Below are 16,722 nucleotides of genomic sequence, written 5' to 3' on the forward strand. Positions count from 1 at the left end.
AGGACCTGTCGCGAAGGAAGAAAGGCAGGGCACCGCGCCGGGCGCGTCTGTGCGGCCTCGGCGGATCCGGTTGTGGACGGACAGGCGTGCCGGGGCCGATGGCCCTGCGTCGTCGACCTGTCGATCCCCCTGCGGGCGATCAGGCCAGTGCGCGTGTTAAGCGTCTGTCGACGTGTCCGGCTGGAACCGGTTCCAGCACGGAACGAATGGGGCCGGACTCCCGAAGCGTGACGCCGGGCCGGTCACCCCGGTCCACCCACGCCGTCCGGCCCGCGGCGCTCAGCCGGATGCGATGCCGGCGCCACGCTGCGCCAGCAGGTCGCGCAGCTCCTGCTTGCCGGCGGCGTCGAGCGTGCCGCCGCGCTGCAGATCGAGCAGGGCATCGATGCGCTGCTGCACCACCTGCCGGTTCAACTGGGCGATGACGTCGTGCAGCTCGGCCTGCCAGATCGCCTCGTCGCCCGGCAGGCTCTGGCTGGCGAGTTTCTGCAGCGCCGGGGCTTCCTCGCGGTCGTCGAAATGCGCGAGCAGCAGGCCGGTGCTGATGTCGGGCCGGACGCTGGCCAGAGCGATGACCTCGGTCAGCAGGTCGATGCCCGGCTGACGCAGGGCGACGAAGGGGTACGGCGGCGGCAGGTGGGCCGCCATGCCGGGCTTCTGCAGCAACAGTGCGATCGCGTGGCGCACCAGACTGCGCTTGGGCGCCGGCACCGCGCGCCCGCCGCGCGGCATGCGCGCCGGGCCCGGCATCGGCGTCGCTGCGGCCTGGCCCAGGCCGGTGAGTTCGGACAGCCGCTGGCGCATCAGATCGGCGAACGCGCCGTCGGGAATCTGCGCCAGCATCGGCTTCGCGCGTTCGGCCAGGCGTGCCTTGCCGTCGAGCGTGGACAGCGTGATGCCCTCGCCGAGGGTGTCGAAGAAGAACGTCGACAGCGGCGTGGCCGCAGCCAGACGCGCCTCGAAGCCGGCCGCGCCTTCGGTGCGGACGATGGTGTCGGGGTCCTCGCCGTCGGGCAGGAACAGGAAGAACGCCTGGCGGCCGTCGCGCATGCGCGGCAGCACCGATTCCATCGCGCGCGTGGCCGCGCGGCGGCCGGCGGCGTCGCCGTCGAAACAGAAATAGACGTCGGGCGCATTGCGGAACAGCAGTTCCGCGTGATCCGGCGTGGTCGCCGTGCCCAGCGTGGCCACCGCCTGGGGCACGCCGAACTGGAACAGCGCGACCACGTCCATGTAGCCCTCGACCACGACGAGGCGTTCGATCGTCTGGTTGGCCTGGCGCACCTGCCACAGGCCGTAGAGCTCGCGGCCCTTGTGGAACAGCGGCGTCTCGGGCGAGTTGAGGTACTTGGGCGAATCCTCCGGGTCGAGCACCCGGCCGCCGAAGGCGATCGGCCGGCCGCGGCGGTCGTGGATCGGAAAGATCACCCGGTCGCGGAACTTGTCGTAGCTGTGGCCCCGGTCGTTCTTCGACAGCAGGCCCACTTTTTCCAGCACCGCCACCCGGCGCGCGTCGTCCTTGCCCAGCGCGTCCTTGAGCGCGGAGAACCCGTCGGGCGCGTAGCCGATCGCGAACTGCTCGCGCACCGCATCGCCGACGCCGCGGCGCTCGAGGTAGTCGCGGGCCTTGTCGCTGCCGGCCAGCTGGCGGACGAAGAACCGCGTCGCGGCATCGAGCGCGTCGTACATCGGCGCGCTGTCGGGCCGGGCCTCGCGCTGCCGCGTGTCACGCGGCACCTCCATCCCGGCGCGCTTGGCCAGTTCGTCGACCGCGTCGAGGAATTCGAGGCGGTCGTAGTTCATCAGAAAGCTCAGCGCGGTGCCGTGCGCGCCGCAGCCGAAGCAGTGATAGAACTGCTTGGTCGGCGAGACGGTGAAGCTGGCCGAGCGTTCGTCGTGGAACGGGCAGCGGGCCGAATACTCCTTGCCCTGGCGCTTGAGCGGCACCCGCGCGTTGATCAGTTCGACGATGTCGGTGCGCGCGAGCAGATCGTCGATGAAGGCATCGGGGATGCGCGCCATCAGCGATGTCCCCGCGCGGGCGCCTGCGGGTTGGTGTTGCCGGCGCGCGCGCGGACCGCCGCGCTCGGCACGCGGCCGGTGCGGACAGTCGGGTTCGGGCAGGGCAGGGCGTGCGGCATGCGGGCGCTAGGATGCCATGCGCCGCGCCGGCCGCGGACGCGGCTCAGCCCGACGCGGGCCCGCGCGATGCGGCCTCGGCGCGCGCATTGGCCGCGATGGCCGCGGCCTGGCGCGCGGCGCGCTTGCGCAGCGCGCGTTCGACCGCACTGCGACGCAGCCGTTCATCGATGACCGCGGTGATCAGCGCGCCGACGAAGAAGATGGTCGCCGCGTAGTACATCCAGATCAGCAGAATCACCAGCGTGCCGAACGAGCCGTAGGCGCTGCCCGGCGCGGCCTCGGTGATGTAGACGCCGATCACCCAGCGGCCGAAGACGAACAGCGCCGCGGTGATCGCACCGCCGAACAGGGCCTGGCGCCAGCGCACGCGCCGGTCGGGCAGGTAGTGGTAGAGCAGCGCGAACGCGAACGCATAGACCACCAGCATCGTCGCGTTGCCGAGCAGCGGCAGCAGCGAGGGCACGTTCTGAAACATGAATTCCATCGCCGTCGTCAGCAGCGTCGACACCAGCACCAGGAAGCCCAGCGCGAACACGACGCCGAACGAGAACACGCGCTTGCGCAGGAAGTCGACCACGCCGCCGGGCAGCCGGTCGCCGTCGGTCTGGAAGATCAGGTTCAACGTGGCCTGGAGGCGGGCGAACACCACGGTGGCGCCGACGAACAGCAGCAGCGTGCTCCAGATCCCGGCCAGCGAGCCCACGTCCGGCTGTTCGTTGGCGTTCTGGATCACCGTGTTGGCCACCGCCTGTGCGCCCTCGCCCGCGAGTTCGCCGATCTGCTGAAGCAGGGCCTCCTGGGCCGCGGGATACAGCGACGCGGTGATCCACAGCACCAGCACCAGCAGCGGCGCCAGCGAGATCAACGTGTAGAACGACAGCGAGGCCGCATGGGTCAGCAGGTCGATGTCGACGAAGCGCTTGACCAGGGCCGCCGGCAGGCTGTCCTGGACGCGGTTGACGCCCTTGTCGATCCGGCGGCGGGCGCGGTGCCAGCGGGTGCGCGCAACGGGCGCGTCGTCGGCGTCGGCGGGTGTGGAATCGGGCGAGGTGTCGGTCATGCGGGCGTCGTCGGCGCCGGTGCGTCGGGTGCTGTGCCCCGGTCGGGCGGTGGCGTCACCTTAGCGATGCCGCGGTTGCGCGGCGTGAGGACGTCACGGCGTGATGCGCGCGTCCGCGGCCAGGGCGCGCAGTGCCTCGCCGTCGAGCCGCTGCACGGTCCAGCCGTCCTGGCCGATCGCGCCGATCGCGCGGTAGAAGCCGATCGCCGGCGCGTTCCAGTCGAGCACCGACCATTCGAAGCGGCCGCAGCCGCGTTCGACCGCAAGTGCGGCGAGATGGACCATCAGGCAGCGGCCGACGCCGAGGCCCCGATGCGCCGGGCGCACGTAGAGATCCTCGAGGTACAGGCCACGGCGACCGAGGAAGGTCGAGAAGTTGTGGAAGAACAGCGCGAAGCCGGCGGCCTCGCCGTCGACCTCGGCGATGACCACCTCGGCATCGGGTCGCGGGCCGAACAGTGCGGTCTCCAGCAGCGCCGCGTCCGCGACCACCGCATCGGCCAGGCGTTCGTAGTCGGCCAGTTCACGCACGAAGCCGAGGATCAGCGGCACGTCGGCGCGCTGCGCCGCGCGCAGGTCGATCCGCGGCGGCGCGGCCGCGCTCATGACAGCGACTGCTTCACCAGCCGCGAGACATCGCCCATGTCGGCCTTGCCGGCCAGGTGCGGCTTGAGCACGCCCATCAGCTTGCCGATGTCGGCCGGGCCGGTGGCGCCGGTCTGGGCCTTGGCCGCGGCGATCGCGGCGAGGATGTCCGCTTCGCCCAGCTTCTCGGGCAGGTAGCGCTCGATGACCACGATCTCGTCGCGTTCGATCTGGGCCAGGTCCTCGCGGTCCGCGGCCTCGTACTGGCTCACCGAATCGCGGCGCTGCTTGACCATCTTCTCGAGCGCGGCGAGCACGGCGGCATCGTCGAGCTCGGTGCGCTCGTCGACTTCGCGCTGCTTGATCGCCGACAGCATCAGGCGCACGACGCCCAGCGTCTGCTTGTCGCCGCTCTTCATCGCGGCCTTCATGTCATCGGTGAGTCGGAGCTTCAGGGACACGGCGGACTCCATCGGAACTGGGGGAAATGCGGGGCAGGGGATTTCCGGGAACGACAAAAAGCCGGCGGCGCAGGGCGCTGCCGGCTTTTGCGTCATCCAAGATCCGAACCGGGCGTGACACCCGGCTCGCGCCGATCAGTACAGGCGCTGGCGCTTGGTGACGTCGCGCGAGACGCGGCGGGCCTGACGCTTCACGGCGGCAGCGGCCTTGCGCTTGCGCTCCTGGGTCGGCTTCTCGTAGAACTCGCGCTTGCGGGTTTCGGCGAGCACGCCGGCCTTCTCGCAGGTGCGCTTGAACCGACGCAGCGCAAACTCGAACGGCTCGTTTTCGCGGACTTTGACGCTTGGCATGGAATCTCCGGGGATCTGATCGTCCGGCCTGCATGGCCGGTTCGAATCGAATTTCGAATGCGAATCCACCGGGCTCAGCCCCGGCGAGCCGCGTATCATAGCCGTGTCCCGCCGGCGTGTGCAAGCCGCCGGGGCCGCCGCGCCCGGCGCGGCCTTCCGTCCCGCTCCCCGGCAGCGCTCCGACATGAAAGTCCTCGGCATCGAAACCTCCTGCGACGAAACCGGTGTGGCCGTCTACGACACCGCCACCGGCGGTGCCGACGGCCTGCTGGCGCACGCCGTCTACAGCCAGATCGCGCTGCATGCCGAGTACGGCGGCGTGGTGCCCGAACTCGCCAGCCGCGACCACGTGCGCAAGCTGCTGCCGCTGATCCGCCAGACCCTGGCCGAGGCCGGCCTGTCGACCGGCGATCTCGACGGCGTGGCCTACACCGCCGGCCCCGGCCTGGTCGGGGCACTGCTGGTGGGCGCGGGCGTGGCGCGCGCGCTGGGCTGGGCGCTGGACGTGCCCACGATCGGCGTCCACCACATGGAAGGCCATCTGCTCGCGCCGCTGATGGAGGACGATCCGCCGGCGCCGCCGTTCGTCGCGTTGCTGGTCTCCGGCGGGCATACCCAGCTGGTCGCGGTCGACGCGATCGGCCGTTACCGGCTGCTCGGCGAGACGCTCGACGATGCCGCCGGCGAGGCCTTCGACAAGACCGCCAAGATGATGGGCCTGCCGTATCCGGGCGGCCCGCAGCTGGCGGCGCTGGCCGAGCACGGCACGCCCGGCGCCTTCAGGTTCTCGCGGCCGATGACCGACCGGCCGGGGCTGGATTTCAGTTTCAGCGGTCTCAAGACCCAGGTGCTGCTGGCCTGGCAGGGCAGCGACCAGGCCGACACTACGCGCCGCGACATCGCGCGCGGTTTCGAGGATGCGGTGGTCGACACGCTGGCGATCAAGTGCGCGCGCGCGCTCGACGCGGCCGGCTGCGACACCCTGGTGGTCGCCGGCGGGGTCGGGGCCAACACGCGCCTGCGCGCGAAGCTGCAGGCCGACGCCCAGCGCCGCGGTGGCCGCGTGTGCTTTCCGCGTCCCGCGCTGTGCACCGACAACGGCGCGATGATCGCCTTCGCCGGCGCGCTGCGTCTGCAGGCCGGCCAGCACGACGACGCCAGCGTGCGCGCGACGCCGCGCTGGGATATGGCGTCGCTGTCGCCGGTGGCGGCAGCGACGGGATTGGGGACTGGGGATTCGGGATTCGCAAACGCGGTGTGACTGCAGGCGTGGCGGGTAAGCTGTTGCCGCTGCTGTTTCCAATCCCACCTCCCCAATCCCGAATCCCGGCTCTTATGGACCACGTCTTCATCGAAGGCCTCGAGATCGAGGCGCTGATCGGCATCTACGACTGGGAGCGGCGCATCCGCCAGCCGCTGGTGTTCGATCTCGAGATGCGCTTCGACAACCGCGTGCCCGCGGCCAGTGACGACATCGCCGATACCTTGAACTACAAGGCCGTGAGCAAGCGCCTGATCGAGTATGTCTCGGCCTCGGAGTTCGGCCTCGTCGAGACGCTGGCCGAACGCTGCGCGGCGATCGTGATCGAGGAATTCAACGTCGCTTCGGTACGCTTGAAGCTCAGCAAGCCGGGTGCCGTGCGTGGTGCACGCGCGGTCGGCGTGACCATCGAGCGCAGTCGTCCGGCCTGAGCACGGCCCGGGGCGCCGCGCGGCGCCAGGAGATCGTGTTCCCATGCAAGTCCAGCTCGAGCAGCTCCGCGATACGCTCGCTCCCTATCCCTGGGCCTACAGCCTGACCGTCCTGGTCGGGCTGCTGCTGCTGGCGTGGCTGGCCAACTTCATCACCAAACGCGTGCTGCTGCGTGGCCTGAAACAGGTTCTGGCCCGGACGCCGCTCGGCGGCGCGCAGCACGACCACCAGGTGCGGCTGCGGGTGATCCCGCGGCTGGCCAACGTGGTGCCGGCGCTGGTGATCTCGGCCGGCATTTCCGTGGTGCCCGACCTGCCGCCGCAGCTCGTCACCGTGGTCAAGGCGCTGTGCCAAGTGTTCGTGGTGGTGACGATCGCGCTGGCCGTGTCCCAGGCGCTCGATGTGATCAACCGCAACTACGAGCGGCGGCCGGAGGCCCGCAACAAGCCGATCAAGGGCTATTTCCAGGTCGCCAAGATCATCATGTTCGTGCTGGTCGGCATCTCGGCCGTGGCCACGCTGATCGGTGCGGAGTTCCTGCACATCGTCACCGGCCTCGGCGCGATGACCGCGGTGCTGCTGCTGATCTTCCAGGACACCATCCTGTCGCTGGTGGCCAGCGTGCAGATCAGCAACGACGGCCGCGTGCGCATCGGCGACTGGATCGAGATGCCCAGCCAGAACGCCGACGGCGACGTGATCGACATCGCGCTGCACACGGTGACGGTGCGCAACTTCGATCGCACCGTGACCACGGTGCCGACGAAGAAACTCGTCAGTGACGCGTTCAAGAACTGGCGCCACATGTCCGAGGGCGGCGGCCGTCGGATCAAGCGCTCGCTGCTGCTCGACCAGCGCAGCGTGCGCTTCCTCGAGCCCCACGAGATCGCACGCTTCCGCCGCTTCACCGTGCTCGACGGCTATCTCGACCGCAAGGACGAGGAGCTGCGCGCCTGGAACGCGGCCCTGGCCGAGCGCGGCGCCGAGCCGGTCAACCACCGCCGGGTGACCAACCTCGGCACCTTCCGCGCCTACATCGAGCACTACCTGCGCAATCACCCGGAGATCAACCAGGATCTGACGATGCTGGTGCGGCAGCTGCAGCCCACCGAAACCGGCCTGCCGCTGGAGGTCTGGGCATTCACCTCGAGCACTGCGTGGAGTGTCTACGAAGGCATCCAGTCGGACATCTTCGACCATCTGCTGGCGATCCTGCCGGAGTTCGACCTGCGCGTGTTCCAGGCGCACAGCGACGCGCCGGTGGACGTCAACCTGCGGCAGGTCGCGGCGGACGCCGGGGCGCCGGTGGCGAACGTCGTCGCGCCCCGCGCCGCGCCGCCGACACCCGCGCCGGACGCCGGTTGACCCGCGCGCCGCGTCTCGCAAGGAGGCGGGCCGATCGGCGATCATGGCGCCCCCACCGGAGTGCGTCATGGCCATCGCCCTGCTCAGCCTCGGCAGCAACGTCGAGCCGGAGTTCCATCTGCGCGCGGCGATCGCCGCCCTGCGTGCGCGTTTCGACGACGTGGTGGTGTCGGCCGTCTACCGGTTCCCGGCGGTCGGCTATACGGGCCCGGCGTTCCTCAACGCCGCGGCGACGGTGCGCACGGACCTCACGCCCCAGGCCCTGAACGACTGGCTGCATGCGCTCGAGGACGCGCACGGGCGTGATCGCAGCGGTCCGCGCTACAGCGACCGCACGCTCGACATCGACATCGTGCTGTTCGACGACGCCGTGCTCGACGGCGCCGGCCACCTGCGTTTGCCGCGCGACGAGTTGCGGCACGCCTTCGTGCTGAAGCCGGCGGCGGAGATCGCGCCCGAGTGGCGGCACCCGACCGCGGGCGTGCCGCTCGCGCAGCTGTGGGCCGCGCATGCGGATCGTGAGACGGTGTTCGAGCAGGTGGAAGGATTCGACGAGCGCCCGGTTGCCTGACGACGACGGCGATGGCATCGCGAGTGCCGGGACGCGGGGGCAGCCGGCGGTGCGGTTCGTGGCGTCGACGTCCTGGCGGCATGCCCGGGTCACGCCCGGCAGCCGGCGGCGCCGCGATGCGCGGCGCACCGGTGAGGTGACCGCGCCCCGATCGGTCACGCCTCGGCCGGGCGCCGCGCCAGGGACTCCGACGCCGACCCGTGGAACGCGACGGCCGTGGTGCACACCTGCGCCGCGTCGACTTCGCAGGTCGCCGCGCGATCGAGGCCAACCCCGGGTCATGTCGCGCGCCGACGGAGCGCCATGGCGAGGACTGACAGACGGAAGTGACGTCTGTCACTGGGCACCGCGCGCGCCGGGCGACACCATACGCATGGACGCCCGTGTGCAGGCGTTGCAGACCGAGAGGGGAGACCGATCATGTTCGAGACGCTGTCGCGGAGCTGGGGGCTGGTGAAGGCGAGCGCAGGCGTGCTGCGCTCGGACAAGGAACTGATGCTGTTCCCGGTGCTGTCGGGGCTGGCCTCGCTGCTGGTGCTGGCGACCTTCGCCCTGCCGATGTTCGCGCTGCGCGTGTTCGAGCACGGTATCGGCGTCGCCGGCCTGCTGCTCGCCTTCGTGTTCTATTTCTGCCAGTACGCCGTGATCGCGTTCTTCAACGCGGCGCTGGTCGGTGCGGCGATGATCCGGCTCGACGGCGGCGATCCCACGCTGTCCGATGGGCTGGCTGCGGCGAAGCGCCGGCTGCCGGCGATCCTCGGCTACGCCGCGATCGCCGCGACCGTCGGCGTCCTGCTGCAGGCGATGAAGCACAAGGACAACAACGTCCTGGTGCGGCTGCTCGGCAGCGGTCTGGGTGTGGCCTGGACGCTGGCCGCCTTTCTGGTGGTGCCGGTGCTGGTGAGTCGCGATGTCGGCCCGATCGATGCACTCAAGCAGAGCGTGGCGCTGCTCAAGCGCACCTGGGGCGAGAACGCACTCGGCAGCGTGGGCATCGGCGCGGCCTTCGGTCTGCTGACCGCGCTGGCCGCGGTGGTCGGGGTGGCACTGACCTACATCGGCTTCATGGGCTCGACCGCACTGGGCATCACGGTCGGCGTGCTGTGCGCGCTGGGACTCGTGGCACTGGCGATCTACCAGGCGGCGCTCACCGGAATCTATTCGGCGGCGCTGTACCGCTACGCGGTGTCACACGAAGTGCCGGCCGGATTCTCCGGTGCGCAGCTCGCGCACGCGTTCGTACCGAAGCGCTGACGCAAGCACCGCGGGCGCACCGCGTCGGTGTCAGAGCGAGCGACCGCCGTCGAGCCGCAGCACTTCGCCGGTGGTGAAGCCGCCGCGCAGCAGCCAGGCGACGGCGTCGGCGATTTCGTCCGCGCGTCCCAGCCGGGCCAGCGGCGTCGCCTCGAGGATGCGCGCCTGCTGCAGGGCATCGGCGCCGTCCTCGGGCCACAGGATCGCGCCGGGCGACACCGCGTTGACCCGGACCTCCGGCGCCAGCGCGAGCGCGAGGCCGCGGGTCAGCCCGAGCAGCGCGGCTTTCGACGCGGCGTAGGCGACCAGATCCGCACGGGGCCGTTCCGCATACAGGTCACCGATGTTGACGATCGCGCCGCGCGCGGCGCGCAGATGCGGTGCGGCGGCCTGCGCCAGCAGGAACGGCGCCCGTGCATTGGTCGCCATCAGCGCGTCGAAGGCCTCGGCATCCGTGGCCTCGAATGCGGTCGGCGCGAACGCCGCGGCGTTGTTGACCAGGGCGTCGAGCCGGCCGAACCGGGCTACCGCGGCGTCCACCAGAGCCGGCAATCCGGCCGCGTCGACCAGATCGGCCTGCACGACACAGGTCCTCCCCGGCGCACGCGCATCGAGCTCGGCGGCCAGCGCCTCGGCCGCCGCGCGCGACCGGTGGCAGTGCAGGACGACCGCGGCGCCGTCGGCATGCAGACGGCTCGCGATCGCCGCGCCGATGCGGCGGGCGGCGCCAGTGACGAGGACGACGGAGCGGACGTCGGACATGACAGGACGGATGCGGGCGACGGGCCGCCACCTTACGCCACCGCGCGCATGCCCGGCGCATGCCGTCGCCAGCCCGCTGTCGGCATGGTCACGACCGCCGCCGGGTATCGACGGAACCACGGAACCGACGTCGACGCGGCGCGTCACCGAGGTCGGACGCGCGGTCGTGCGCGAGTCGGTGTCGCCGCGACGCCGGATCGCGGGCGACCGCGATCCGAGACGCCCGATCCACCTCGGCGCGGCCGCGCCGACGATCGCCCGATTGCATCCGGACGAATCCGCGGGATGTCGACGGCGCTCTATCGCGCCACGCACGCTGCGCGCTGCCCGCGCCGGCGCGGGTGATCACGAGCGTGACGCCGTGTCACGCGACGCGGGCAGGCACGCCGGGCCAAGGACAGCGCTCCGCGTGACGGCGGGCCGTCAGGCCGCCTCGCGTATCCTGATGCGCGCCTGCTTTCGGAAGTCCAGCATGTCCGCTCCGTCTCCCGCTCCGCCCAATGATGCGCTCGCGCACAGCGCGCGCCTGCGCGCGTTGATCCATGCCCAGATCGACGAGGCCGGCGGGGCGATTCCGTTCTGGAAATTCATGGAGCTGGCGCTGTATGCGCCGGGCCTGGGCTACTACAGCGCGGGCGCGGCGAAATTCGGCGCGGCCGGCGATTTCGTCACCGCGCCCGAGCTCGGCGCGCTGTTCGCCGAGTGCATCGCCGAGGCGTTCGCGCCGGTGCTGCGCGAGCTGGGCGCGGACGCGCAGTTCTTCGAGATCGGCGGCGGCAGCGGCGCCTTCGCCGGCGATGCGCTCGGCCATCTGGCGGCGCTCGATGCCACGCCCGCGCGCTACGCGATCCTCGAGCCCAGCGCCGATCTGCGCGAACGCCAGCGCGCGCATCTGCAGCAGCGCCTGCCGCCGGATCTGTTCGCGCGCATTGAGTGGGTGGACGGCCCGATGCCGGGCGACTGGCAGGGCGTGCTGTTCGCCAACGAGGTCGTCGATGCGCTGCCCACGCCGCGCTTCGTCATCGGCGAGGGCGAGGTGTTCGAGGAGTACGTCACCCGCGACGGCGACGGCTTCGGCCGCACCGTGCACCCGGCCGATGCGCTGCTCGCCTCGGCGGTGCGCCATGTCGAACGCCAGCGCGGTGCGCCGCTGCCGGACGGGTACCGCTCGGAGTTGCTGCCGCAATTGCCGTACTGGGTGCAGGCCGTCGCCGGTGGGCTGCGCCGGGGCGCGATGCTGTTCGTCGACTACGGTTACGCGCGCCGCGAGTACTACCGGGACGATCGCGATGTCGGCACGCTGCGCGCGTTCCATCGCCATCAGGTCAGCGGGGACGTGTTCGCGTTTCCCGGCCTGCAGGATCTCACCGCCTCGGTCGATTTCACCGCGCTGGCCGAGGCGGGCACGCACGCCGGCTTCGACTTCGCCGGCTACTGCAACCAGACCTCGCTGCTGCTCGGCAACCGGCTCGAGCAACGCCTGGCCGAGCACGAGGCACGCGCCGCCGACGAGGCCGCACGCTACGCCCTGCGCCAGCAGGCCAAGCGGCTCACGCTGCCGGGCGAGATGGGCGAGGCGTTCCAGGCGATCGGCTTCGCGAAGGACGTCGATTTCGAGCACGCCTTCCTGATCGGCGATCTGAGTCATCGCCTGTGAGCGGGCGCCTGCGCTTGGGCCGTGCGTTCAAGCCGCTGCGCCGCCCGGCGCTGTGGGGCGGGCTGTGGATCGCGGCGATCGCCGCCGTCGTCGTGCTGTCGCTGGCGCCGTCGGTGCCGATGCCCGACGTGCCCGATGGCGACAAGCTCGGTCATTTCCTCGCCTATTTCGCGCTCGCGGCGGCGGCGGTCCAGCTCTACGCGCGCTGGTCGGCGCTGCTGGGCGCGGGGATCGGGCTGGTGCTGCTCGGCATCGGGCTCGAATACGCGCAGGGTGCATTGACCGCCACGCGCATGCAGGACGCCGCCGACGCGTTCGCCAACACGCTCGGCGTGATCGTCGGACTGTCCACACGGCTCACGCCGTTCCGCGATGTGCTGCTGCAGTTCGACACGCGCGGGCTCGACGGGGTTGGGCGCTGAGCGCGGTCCCGATTGCCCGATAATCTCCCCATCTCCGGCCTGGTCCATCGCATGTCCGCTGTCCTGCCCTCCACTGCGCCTGCCGACGATGCCGCGCGCGCCGATGCCCGTCTCACCTGGGCCCGCGAGGCGAGCGGCGACGCGACGCTGACGCTGGTCCGTGCATCGATGGACGCCGGCTTCCGCAGTTACTGGCGCGGCGAGGCGAACGGGCTGTCGCGCATCGTCATGGATTCCCCGCCGGATCTGGAGGACGTGCGCCCGTGGCTGCGCATCCGCGATCTGCTCGAGCGCCATGGCGTGCGCGTGCCGCACGTGCTCGCGCGCGAGGTCGAGTCGGGCTTCCTGCTGCTCGAGGACCTCGGCGGCGCGACCTGCCTGCAGGCGCTGGCCTCGCTGGACGCCGACGCGCTGATGGAGGCGGCTTTCGAACAGCTGCTGCGGCTGCAGGCGATCGCGCCGCCGGAGGACCTGCCGGTGTTCGATGCGGCGCTGCTGCGGCGCGAACTCGCGCTGTTCGACGACTGGTTCCTCGGCCGGCATCTGGGCGTGACGCTCTCCGATGACGAGCGCGCCGGCTGGGAATCGGTGCAGGCGCATCTGGTCGGCGCAATGCTGGCCCAGCCGCGGGTGCTGGTGCATCGCGACTACATGCTGCGCAACCTGATGCCGGTCGAGGGCGGCGTCGCGGTACTGGATTTCCAGGATGCGGTGCGCGGGCCGATCGCCTACGACATCGCCTGCCTGCTGCGCGACGCCTTCCACAGCTGGCCCGATGCACGGGCCGAGGCCTGGCTGGCGCGCTACCACGCCCGCGCCCAGGCCGCCGGCCTGCCGGTGCCGGTGCACCCGCGGTTCGTCCGCGATGTCGCGCTGACCGGCGCGCAGCGGCATCTCAAGGTCATGGGCATCTTCGCGCGGCTGCATCATCGTGACGGCAAGCCGAAGTACCTCGCCGATGCGCCGCGGTTCCTGGCTTATCTGGATGCCGTCGTGCCCACGGATCCGGCGCTCGAGCCGCTGGGCGCGCTGCTCGATCGCCATGTACGCCCGCGCCTCGCCGCGCGCTGAGCCGAAGGCGCCGACGCCATGCAGACGGTGATCCCGCAGCTGCGCATGACCGACGCCGGGCGCAGCCTCGCGTTCTACGCGGCGCTCGGCTTCACCGTCGACTGGGAGCATCGTTTCGAGGCAGGCATGCCGCTGTTCGCGCAGCTCACCCGCGACGGGCAGACGCTGTTCCTGACCGCCCATGCCGGCGATTGCGCGCCGGGCGGCGCGGTCTATTTCAAGGTGGCCGACGTCGATGCCTGCGCGCGTGCGTTCGCCGCGGCCGGCGTCCCGATCGTGCAGCCGCCCTGGGACACCGACTGGGGCACGCGCGAACTGCTGCTCGTCGATCCCGACCACAACCGCCTGCGGTTCGCGCAGCATGCCGACTGATCGCGCCGCGACGCGAGGAGACTCGAATGGATGACCTGTTCTCAGACGCACCCGCACCCGTCGACGGCATCCGCACCGGCATCGGCGGCTGGACGTATCCGGCGTGGCGCGACAACTTCTATCCCAGGGGCCTGGTGCAGAAACGCGAGCTGGAATACGCCAGCCGCCACCTGACCGCGATCGAGATCAACGGCACGTTCTACGGTGCGCAGAAGCCGGCGACCTATGCGAAGTGGGCCGGCGAGACGCCGGAGGGCTTCGTGTTCACGCTCAAGGCGCCGCGCCACATCGTCGGTGCGCGCACGCTGGCGGACACCGGACAGCAGATCGCGGCCTTCGTCCACGGCGGCATCGCCGAACTCGGCGACCGCCTCGGCCCGCTGCTGTGGCAGTTCGCGCCGCAGCGGCGCTTCGATGCCGACGACGTCGAAGCGTTCCTCGATCTGCTGCCCGACACCGTCGACGGCCTGCCGCTGCGGCACGCGGTGGAGGTGCGGCATCCGGCGTTCCAGAGCACGGCCTGGCTGCGCCTGGCGCGCGCGCGCGGCGTGGCGACGGTGTTCACCGATTCGTCCGATTACCCGTCGTTTGCCGACATCACCGGCGGCTTCGTCTACGCCCGGTTGATGGCCAGTCGCGAGGAGCACCGGGACGGCTATCCCGGTCTGCAGCTCGACGCCTGGGCCGAGCGCGCGCGCCAGTGGGCACGCGGTGAAGCGCCGGGCGATCTGCCCTACGTCGACGCGCGCGACGCGGCACCACGCACCCCGCGCGACACCTTCGTGTTCTTCATCTCGGCCGCCAAGGCGCGCAACCCGGCGGCGGCGATGGCATTGCAGCAGCGGCTGGACAAGGCCGCGCGCTAGGCGGTCGCCGGATCGCTGGCGGCGGCGCCAACGGGCGGCGCGGTTGCGGACGCGACGTCCGGCCCGGGCGCGGGCGACGGTGTGCGATGCGTGCCACGTGCCGTGTCGATCACCCACTCGGCGAAAGCGCGCGCGGCCGGACGCAGTCGGCGGTGCCCCGGCAGGACCAGGTGGTAGGACCAGCGACCGTCGACGCAGGGGCCAGGCAGCCGGAACAGGCGTCCACTGGCGAGAAGCGGCGTGACGATGCACTGCCGCGCAAGCGCGGCGCCGAGGCCGTGCGCGGCCGCTTCGAGCGCGCCCATGGCGTCGGTGAAGCGCAGCCGCGCGTCGGGCCCGAGATCGACGATGCCGGCGGCCCGGAACCAGTCCGGCCACCCCTGGTGCCCGTTGTCGGCGATCAATGGCAGTGCAGCGACATCGCGCGCCGTGGTCACCGCGCGGACACCGGGCAACGCCGGCGACGCGACCGCGAACAGCTGTTCGTGCATCAGCAGCGTGGCCTGCGCGCCGGACCAGTGCCCCGGGCCGAGCCGGATCGCCAGATCGGGGCCGTTGTCGTCGAAGCGGGCCAGAGCGAAGCCCGTCTCTACGCTCAGGCGGATGCCGGGATGCGCGTCGGAGAACGCGGACAAGCGCGGGATCAACCACGCGGAGGCGAACGAATGCAGCGTGGCCACGCGTACGACGTCGTGGTCCTGGTGGGTGCGCAGACGACGCAGCACGTCCTCCAGATCGGCGAGCGAACTGCTCGCGACATCGGCCAGCTGGCGACCGGCGGCCGTCAGCGAGACGCCGCGCGCATGACGCTGGAACAGAGGCAGACCGAGCCGCGCTTCCAGCTTGCGCACGTGATGGCTGACGGCGCTCGCAGTGAGGTGGAGCTCCTCGCCCGCGTGGGCGAAATTCTGATGCCGGGCCGCGGCCTCGAACGCCGCCAGCGCTGACAGCCACTCGGCGCGTGTCCCCATATCAGCCTCAAGCCAGATTCGTGGTCGACAGCGAAAGTATGCGCTTGTCGCGGGCGATGGACCGGCCAGACTGGCGCTGCCCACAAGCTGGCTCATGTCGGACCCACGATCCGACGTCCGTCGCCCACTCCGCAGGGAGCTCCATGTCCGCGCACACCACTGCCACGCCGCTGTCCGGCCACGACGCGCGCTGGATCACGCCGCTCGAGATCGGCGTGCTCGGCGCAATCTGGGGCGCCTCGTTCCTGTTCATGCGGATCGCCGCGCCCGAATTCGGACCGGCGGCACTCGTCGAAGTGAGGCTGGCGCTGGGCGCGATCGTGCTGCTGCCGTTCCTGTGGCGAGCCCGCGCGTCGTTTCCCCTGCGACTGTGGCCCAAGCTCGCGCTGATCGGCGCCATCAATTCGGCGGTGCCGTTTCTGCTGTTCGCCTGGGCGGCCGAGCGCGCGCCGGCCGGTGTCGGCGCCATCTGCAACGCGCTGACCGTGCTGTTCACCGCGCTCGTCGGTGCGCTGTTTTTCAGCGAGCGCATCGGCTGGGCCCGCAGCGCGACCCTGGCGGTGGGCTTCGCCGGTGTCGTCGTCCTCGCCAGCGGCCGCATCGAAGGCGACGCGATCGGCCCCGCGGTGCTCGCCGGCGCTGCGGCCGCGCTTCTGTACGGAATCGGCATCAACCTCGTCCGCCGCCAGCTCTCGGGCCTGCCCGCGACCGCGGTCGCCCCGGCGACGTTGGCGTGCGCGGCGGTCCTGGTGCTGCCGTTCGCGATCGCGCAGTGGCCTCAGCACCCCATCTCGTCGCGGGCCTGGGGGTCCGTCGCACTGCTCGGCGTTCTGTGCACCGGGGCCGCGTTCGTCATGTACTACCGGCTGATCGCGCGCATCGGCGCAGGCCGCGCCTCGACGGTGACGTACCTGGTGCCGGTCTTCGGCGTCGCCTGGGCGTGGGGGTTGCTGGGCGAGACGCCGACCCTGCGCATGGCGATCGCCGGCGGGCTGATCCTCGGCAGCGTCGCCCTGAGCCAGCGACTGCCCAGATGACCACGCCTGGCGTCCGACGTCGCGACATCGCGTCATCCGGCGACGCACGTCCGCGGCACGTCCCGCGTCGTTGCCGGATGGC

The 16,722-nt window shown here is 71.2% G+C and carries 18 protein-coding genes; 11 read left to right on the forward strand and 7 right to left on the reverse strand.

The window, feature by feature from the left end; translation table 11 throughout:
• Positions 1-279: 279 nt before the first annotated feature.
• The 5 genes from dnaG to rpsU form a co-directional block, all read right to left on the reverse strand.
• Positions 280-2,022 (reverse strand): DNA primase, encoded by a 1,743-nt coding sequence (dnaG, locus tag PQS31_RS09445; RefSeq protein ID WP_272762463.1) that lies wholly within the window; start codon positions 2,020-2,022, stop codon positions 280-282.
• A 163-nt stretch (positions 2,023-2,185) separates the two neighbouring features.
• Entirely contained in the window at positions 2,186-3,202 is a 1,017-nt protein-coding gene (locus PQS31_RS09450) for a YihY/virulence factor BrkB family protein (protein WP_272762464.1), read from the reverse strand.
• 93 nt (positions 3,203-3,295) lie between these two features.
• Positions 3,296-3,808, reverse strand: coding sequence for a GNAT family N-acetyltransferase (locus PQS31_RS09455; protein WP_272762465.1), 513 nt, complete (start codon positions 3,806-3,808; stop codon positions 3,296-3,298).
• A complete protein-coding gene (locus PQS31_RS09460) occupies positions 3,805-4,248 on the reverse strand; it encodes a GatB/YqeY domain-containing protein (RefSeq protein WP_272762466.1) in 444 nt (147 codons plus the stop codon). Before PQS31_RS09460 ends, PQS31_RS09455 begins: the two co-directional genes overlap by 4 nt.
• A gap of 135 nt (positions 4,249-4,383) precedes the next feature.
• On the reverse strand, positions 4,384-4,599 hold the full coding sequence (gene rpsU / locus PQS31_RS09465; RefSeq protein WP_047138278.1) for a 30S ribosomal protein S21: 216 nt from the start codon (positions 4,597-4,599) through the stop codon (positions 4,384-4,386).
• Between the two features lie 184 nt (positions 4,600-4,783).
• Between rpsU and tsaD the strand changes: the two genes are divergently transcribed.
• The 5 genes from tsaD (at position 4,784) to PQS31_RS09490 (ending at position 9,482) form a co-directional block, all read left to right on the forward strand.
• Positions 4,784-5,860, forward strand: coding sequence for a tRNA (adenosine(37)-N6)-threonylcarbamoyltransferase complex transferase subunit TsaD (gene tsaD, locus PQS31_RS09470; protein ID WP_272762467.1), 1,077 nt, complete (start codon positions 4,784-4,786; stop codon positions 5,858-5,860).
• A gap of 74 nt (positions 5,861-5,934) precedes the next feature.
• Positions 5,935-6,291 carry a dihydroneopterin aldolase gene (folB, locus tag PQS31_RS09475; protein WP_272762468.1) on the forward strand — a complete coding sequence of 119 codons (357 nt, stop codon included), beginning with the start codon at positions 5,935-5,937 and terminating at the stop codon, positions 6,289-6,291.
• A 43-nt stretch (positions 6,292-6,334) separates the two neighbouring features.
• Complete coding sequence (locus PQS31_RS09480) at positions 6,335-7,657, forward strand: mechanosensitive ion channel domain-containing protein (RefSeq protein ID WP_272762469.1); 1,323 nt, start codon at positions 6,335-6,337, stop codon at positions 7,655-7,657.
• A 67-nt stretch (positions 7,658-7,724) separates the two neighbouring features.
• Entirely contained in the window at positions 7,725-8,228 is a 504-nt protein-coding gene (gene folK, locus PQS31_RS09485) for a 2-amino-4-hydroxy-6-hydroxymethyldihydropteridine diphosphokinase (RefSeq protein ID WP_272762470.1), read from the forward strand.
• A 420-nt stretch (positions 8,229-8,648) separates the two neighbouring features.
• Complete coding sequence (locus PQS31_RS09490; protein WP_272762471.1) at positions 8,649-9,482, forward strand: DUF6159 family protein; 834 nt, start codon at positions 8,649-8,651, stop codon at positions 9,480-9,482.
• Between the two features lie 30 nt (positions 9,483-9,512).
• On the opposite strand, the gene PQS31_RS09495 is transcribed toward PQS31_RS09490, so the two are convergent.
• The gene (locus PQS31_RS09495) at positions 9,513-10,244 is read right to left on the reverse strand and encodes a pteridine reductase (protein ID WP_272762472.1); all 732 of its coding nucleotides are present in this window, start codon (positions 10,242-10,244) and stop codon (positions 9,513-9,515) included.
• 472 nt (positions 10,245-10,716) lie between these two features.
• On the opposite strand from PQS31_RS09495, the gene PQS31_RS09500 reads away from it, so the two are divergent.
• From PQS31_RS09500 to PQS31_RS09520, 5 genes are read left to right on the forward strand one after another with little or no spacing between them, the layout of a single operon-like run.
• Positions 10,717-11,901: an SAM-dependent methyltransferase gene (locus tag PQS31_RS09500; RefSeq protein WP_272762473.1), complete on the forward strand. Its 1,185-nt coding sequence runs from the start codon at positions 10,717-10,719 to the stop codon at positions 11,899-11,901.
• Positions 11,898-12,323: a VanZ family protein gene (locus PQS31_RS09505; RefSeq protein ID WP_272762474.1), complete on the forward strand. Its 426-nt coding sequence runs from the start codon at positions 11,898-11,900 to the stop codon at positions 12,321-12,323. The genes PQS31_RS09500 and PQS31_RS09505 overlap by 4 nt, the downstream gene beginning before the upstream one ends.
• Positions 12,324-12,374: 51 nt before the next feature.
• Positions 12,375-13,394, forward strand: a complete 1,020-nt coding sequence (locus PQS31_RS09510; RefSeq protein ID WP_272762475.1) for a phosphotransferase — start codon at positions 12,375-12,377, stop codon at positions 13,392-13,394.
• Positions 13,395-13,412: 18 nt separating this feature from the next.
• Positions 13,413-13,766: a VOC family protein gene (locus PQS31_RS09515; RefSeq protein WP_272762476.1), complete on the forward strand. Its 354-nt coding sequence runs from the start codon at positions 13,413-13,415 to the stop codon at positions 13,764-13,766.
• A 26-nt stretch (positions 13,767-13,792) separates the two neighbouring features.
• Positions 13,793-14,632, forward strand: a complete 840-nt coding sequence (locus tag PQS31_RS09520; protein WP_272762477.1) for a DUF72 domain-containing protein — start codon at positions 13,793-13,795, stop codon at positions 14,630-14,632.
• Here PQS31_RS09520 and PQS31_RS09525 read toward each other — a convergent pair.
• Positions 14,629-15,603 (reverse strand): LysR substrate-binding domain-containing protein, encoded by a 975-nt coding sequence (locus PQS31_RS09525; RefSeq protein WP_272762478.1) that lies wholly within the window; start codon positions 15,601-15,603, stop codon positions 14,629-14,631. The genes PQS31_RS09520 and PQS31_RS09525 overlap by 4 nt on opposite strands.
• A gap of 143 nt (positions 15,604-15,746) precedes the next feature.
• Here PQS31_RS09525 and PQS31_RS09530 point away from each other — a divergent pair, with 143 nt between their 5' ends.
• The gene (locus PQS31_RS09530) at positions 15,747-16,640 is read left to right on the forward strand and encodes an EamA family transporter (protein ID WP_272762479.1); all 894 of its coding nucleotides are present in this window, start codon (positions 15,747-15,749) and stop codon (positions 16,638-16,640) included.
• Positions 16,641-16,722 lie beyond the last annotated feature (82 nt).

Origin of the sequence: Luteimonas sp. BLCC-B24 (assembly GCF_028550595.1) — a bacterium.
Classification (GTDB): Bacteria; Pseudomonadota; Gammaproteobacteria; order Xanthomonadales; family Xanthomonadaceae; genus Luteimonas.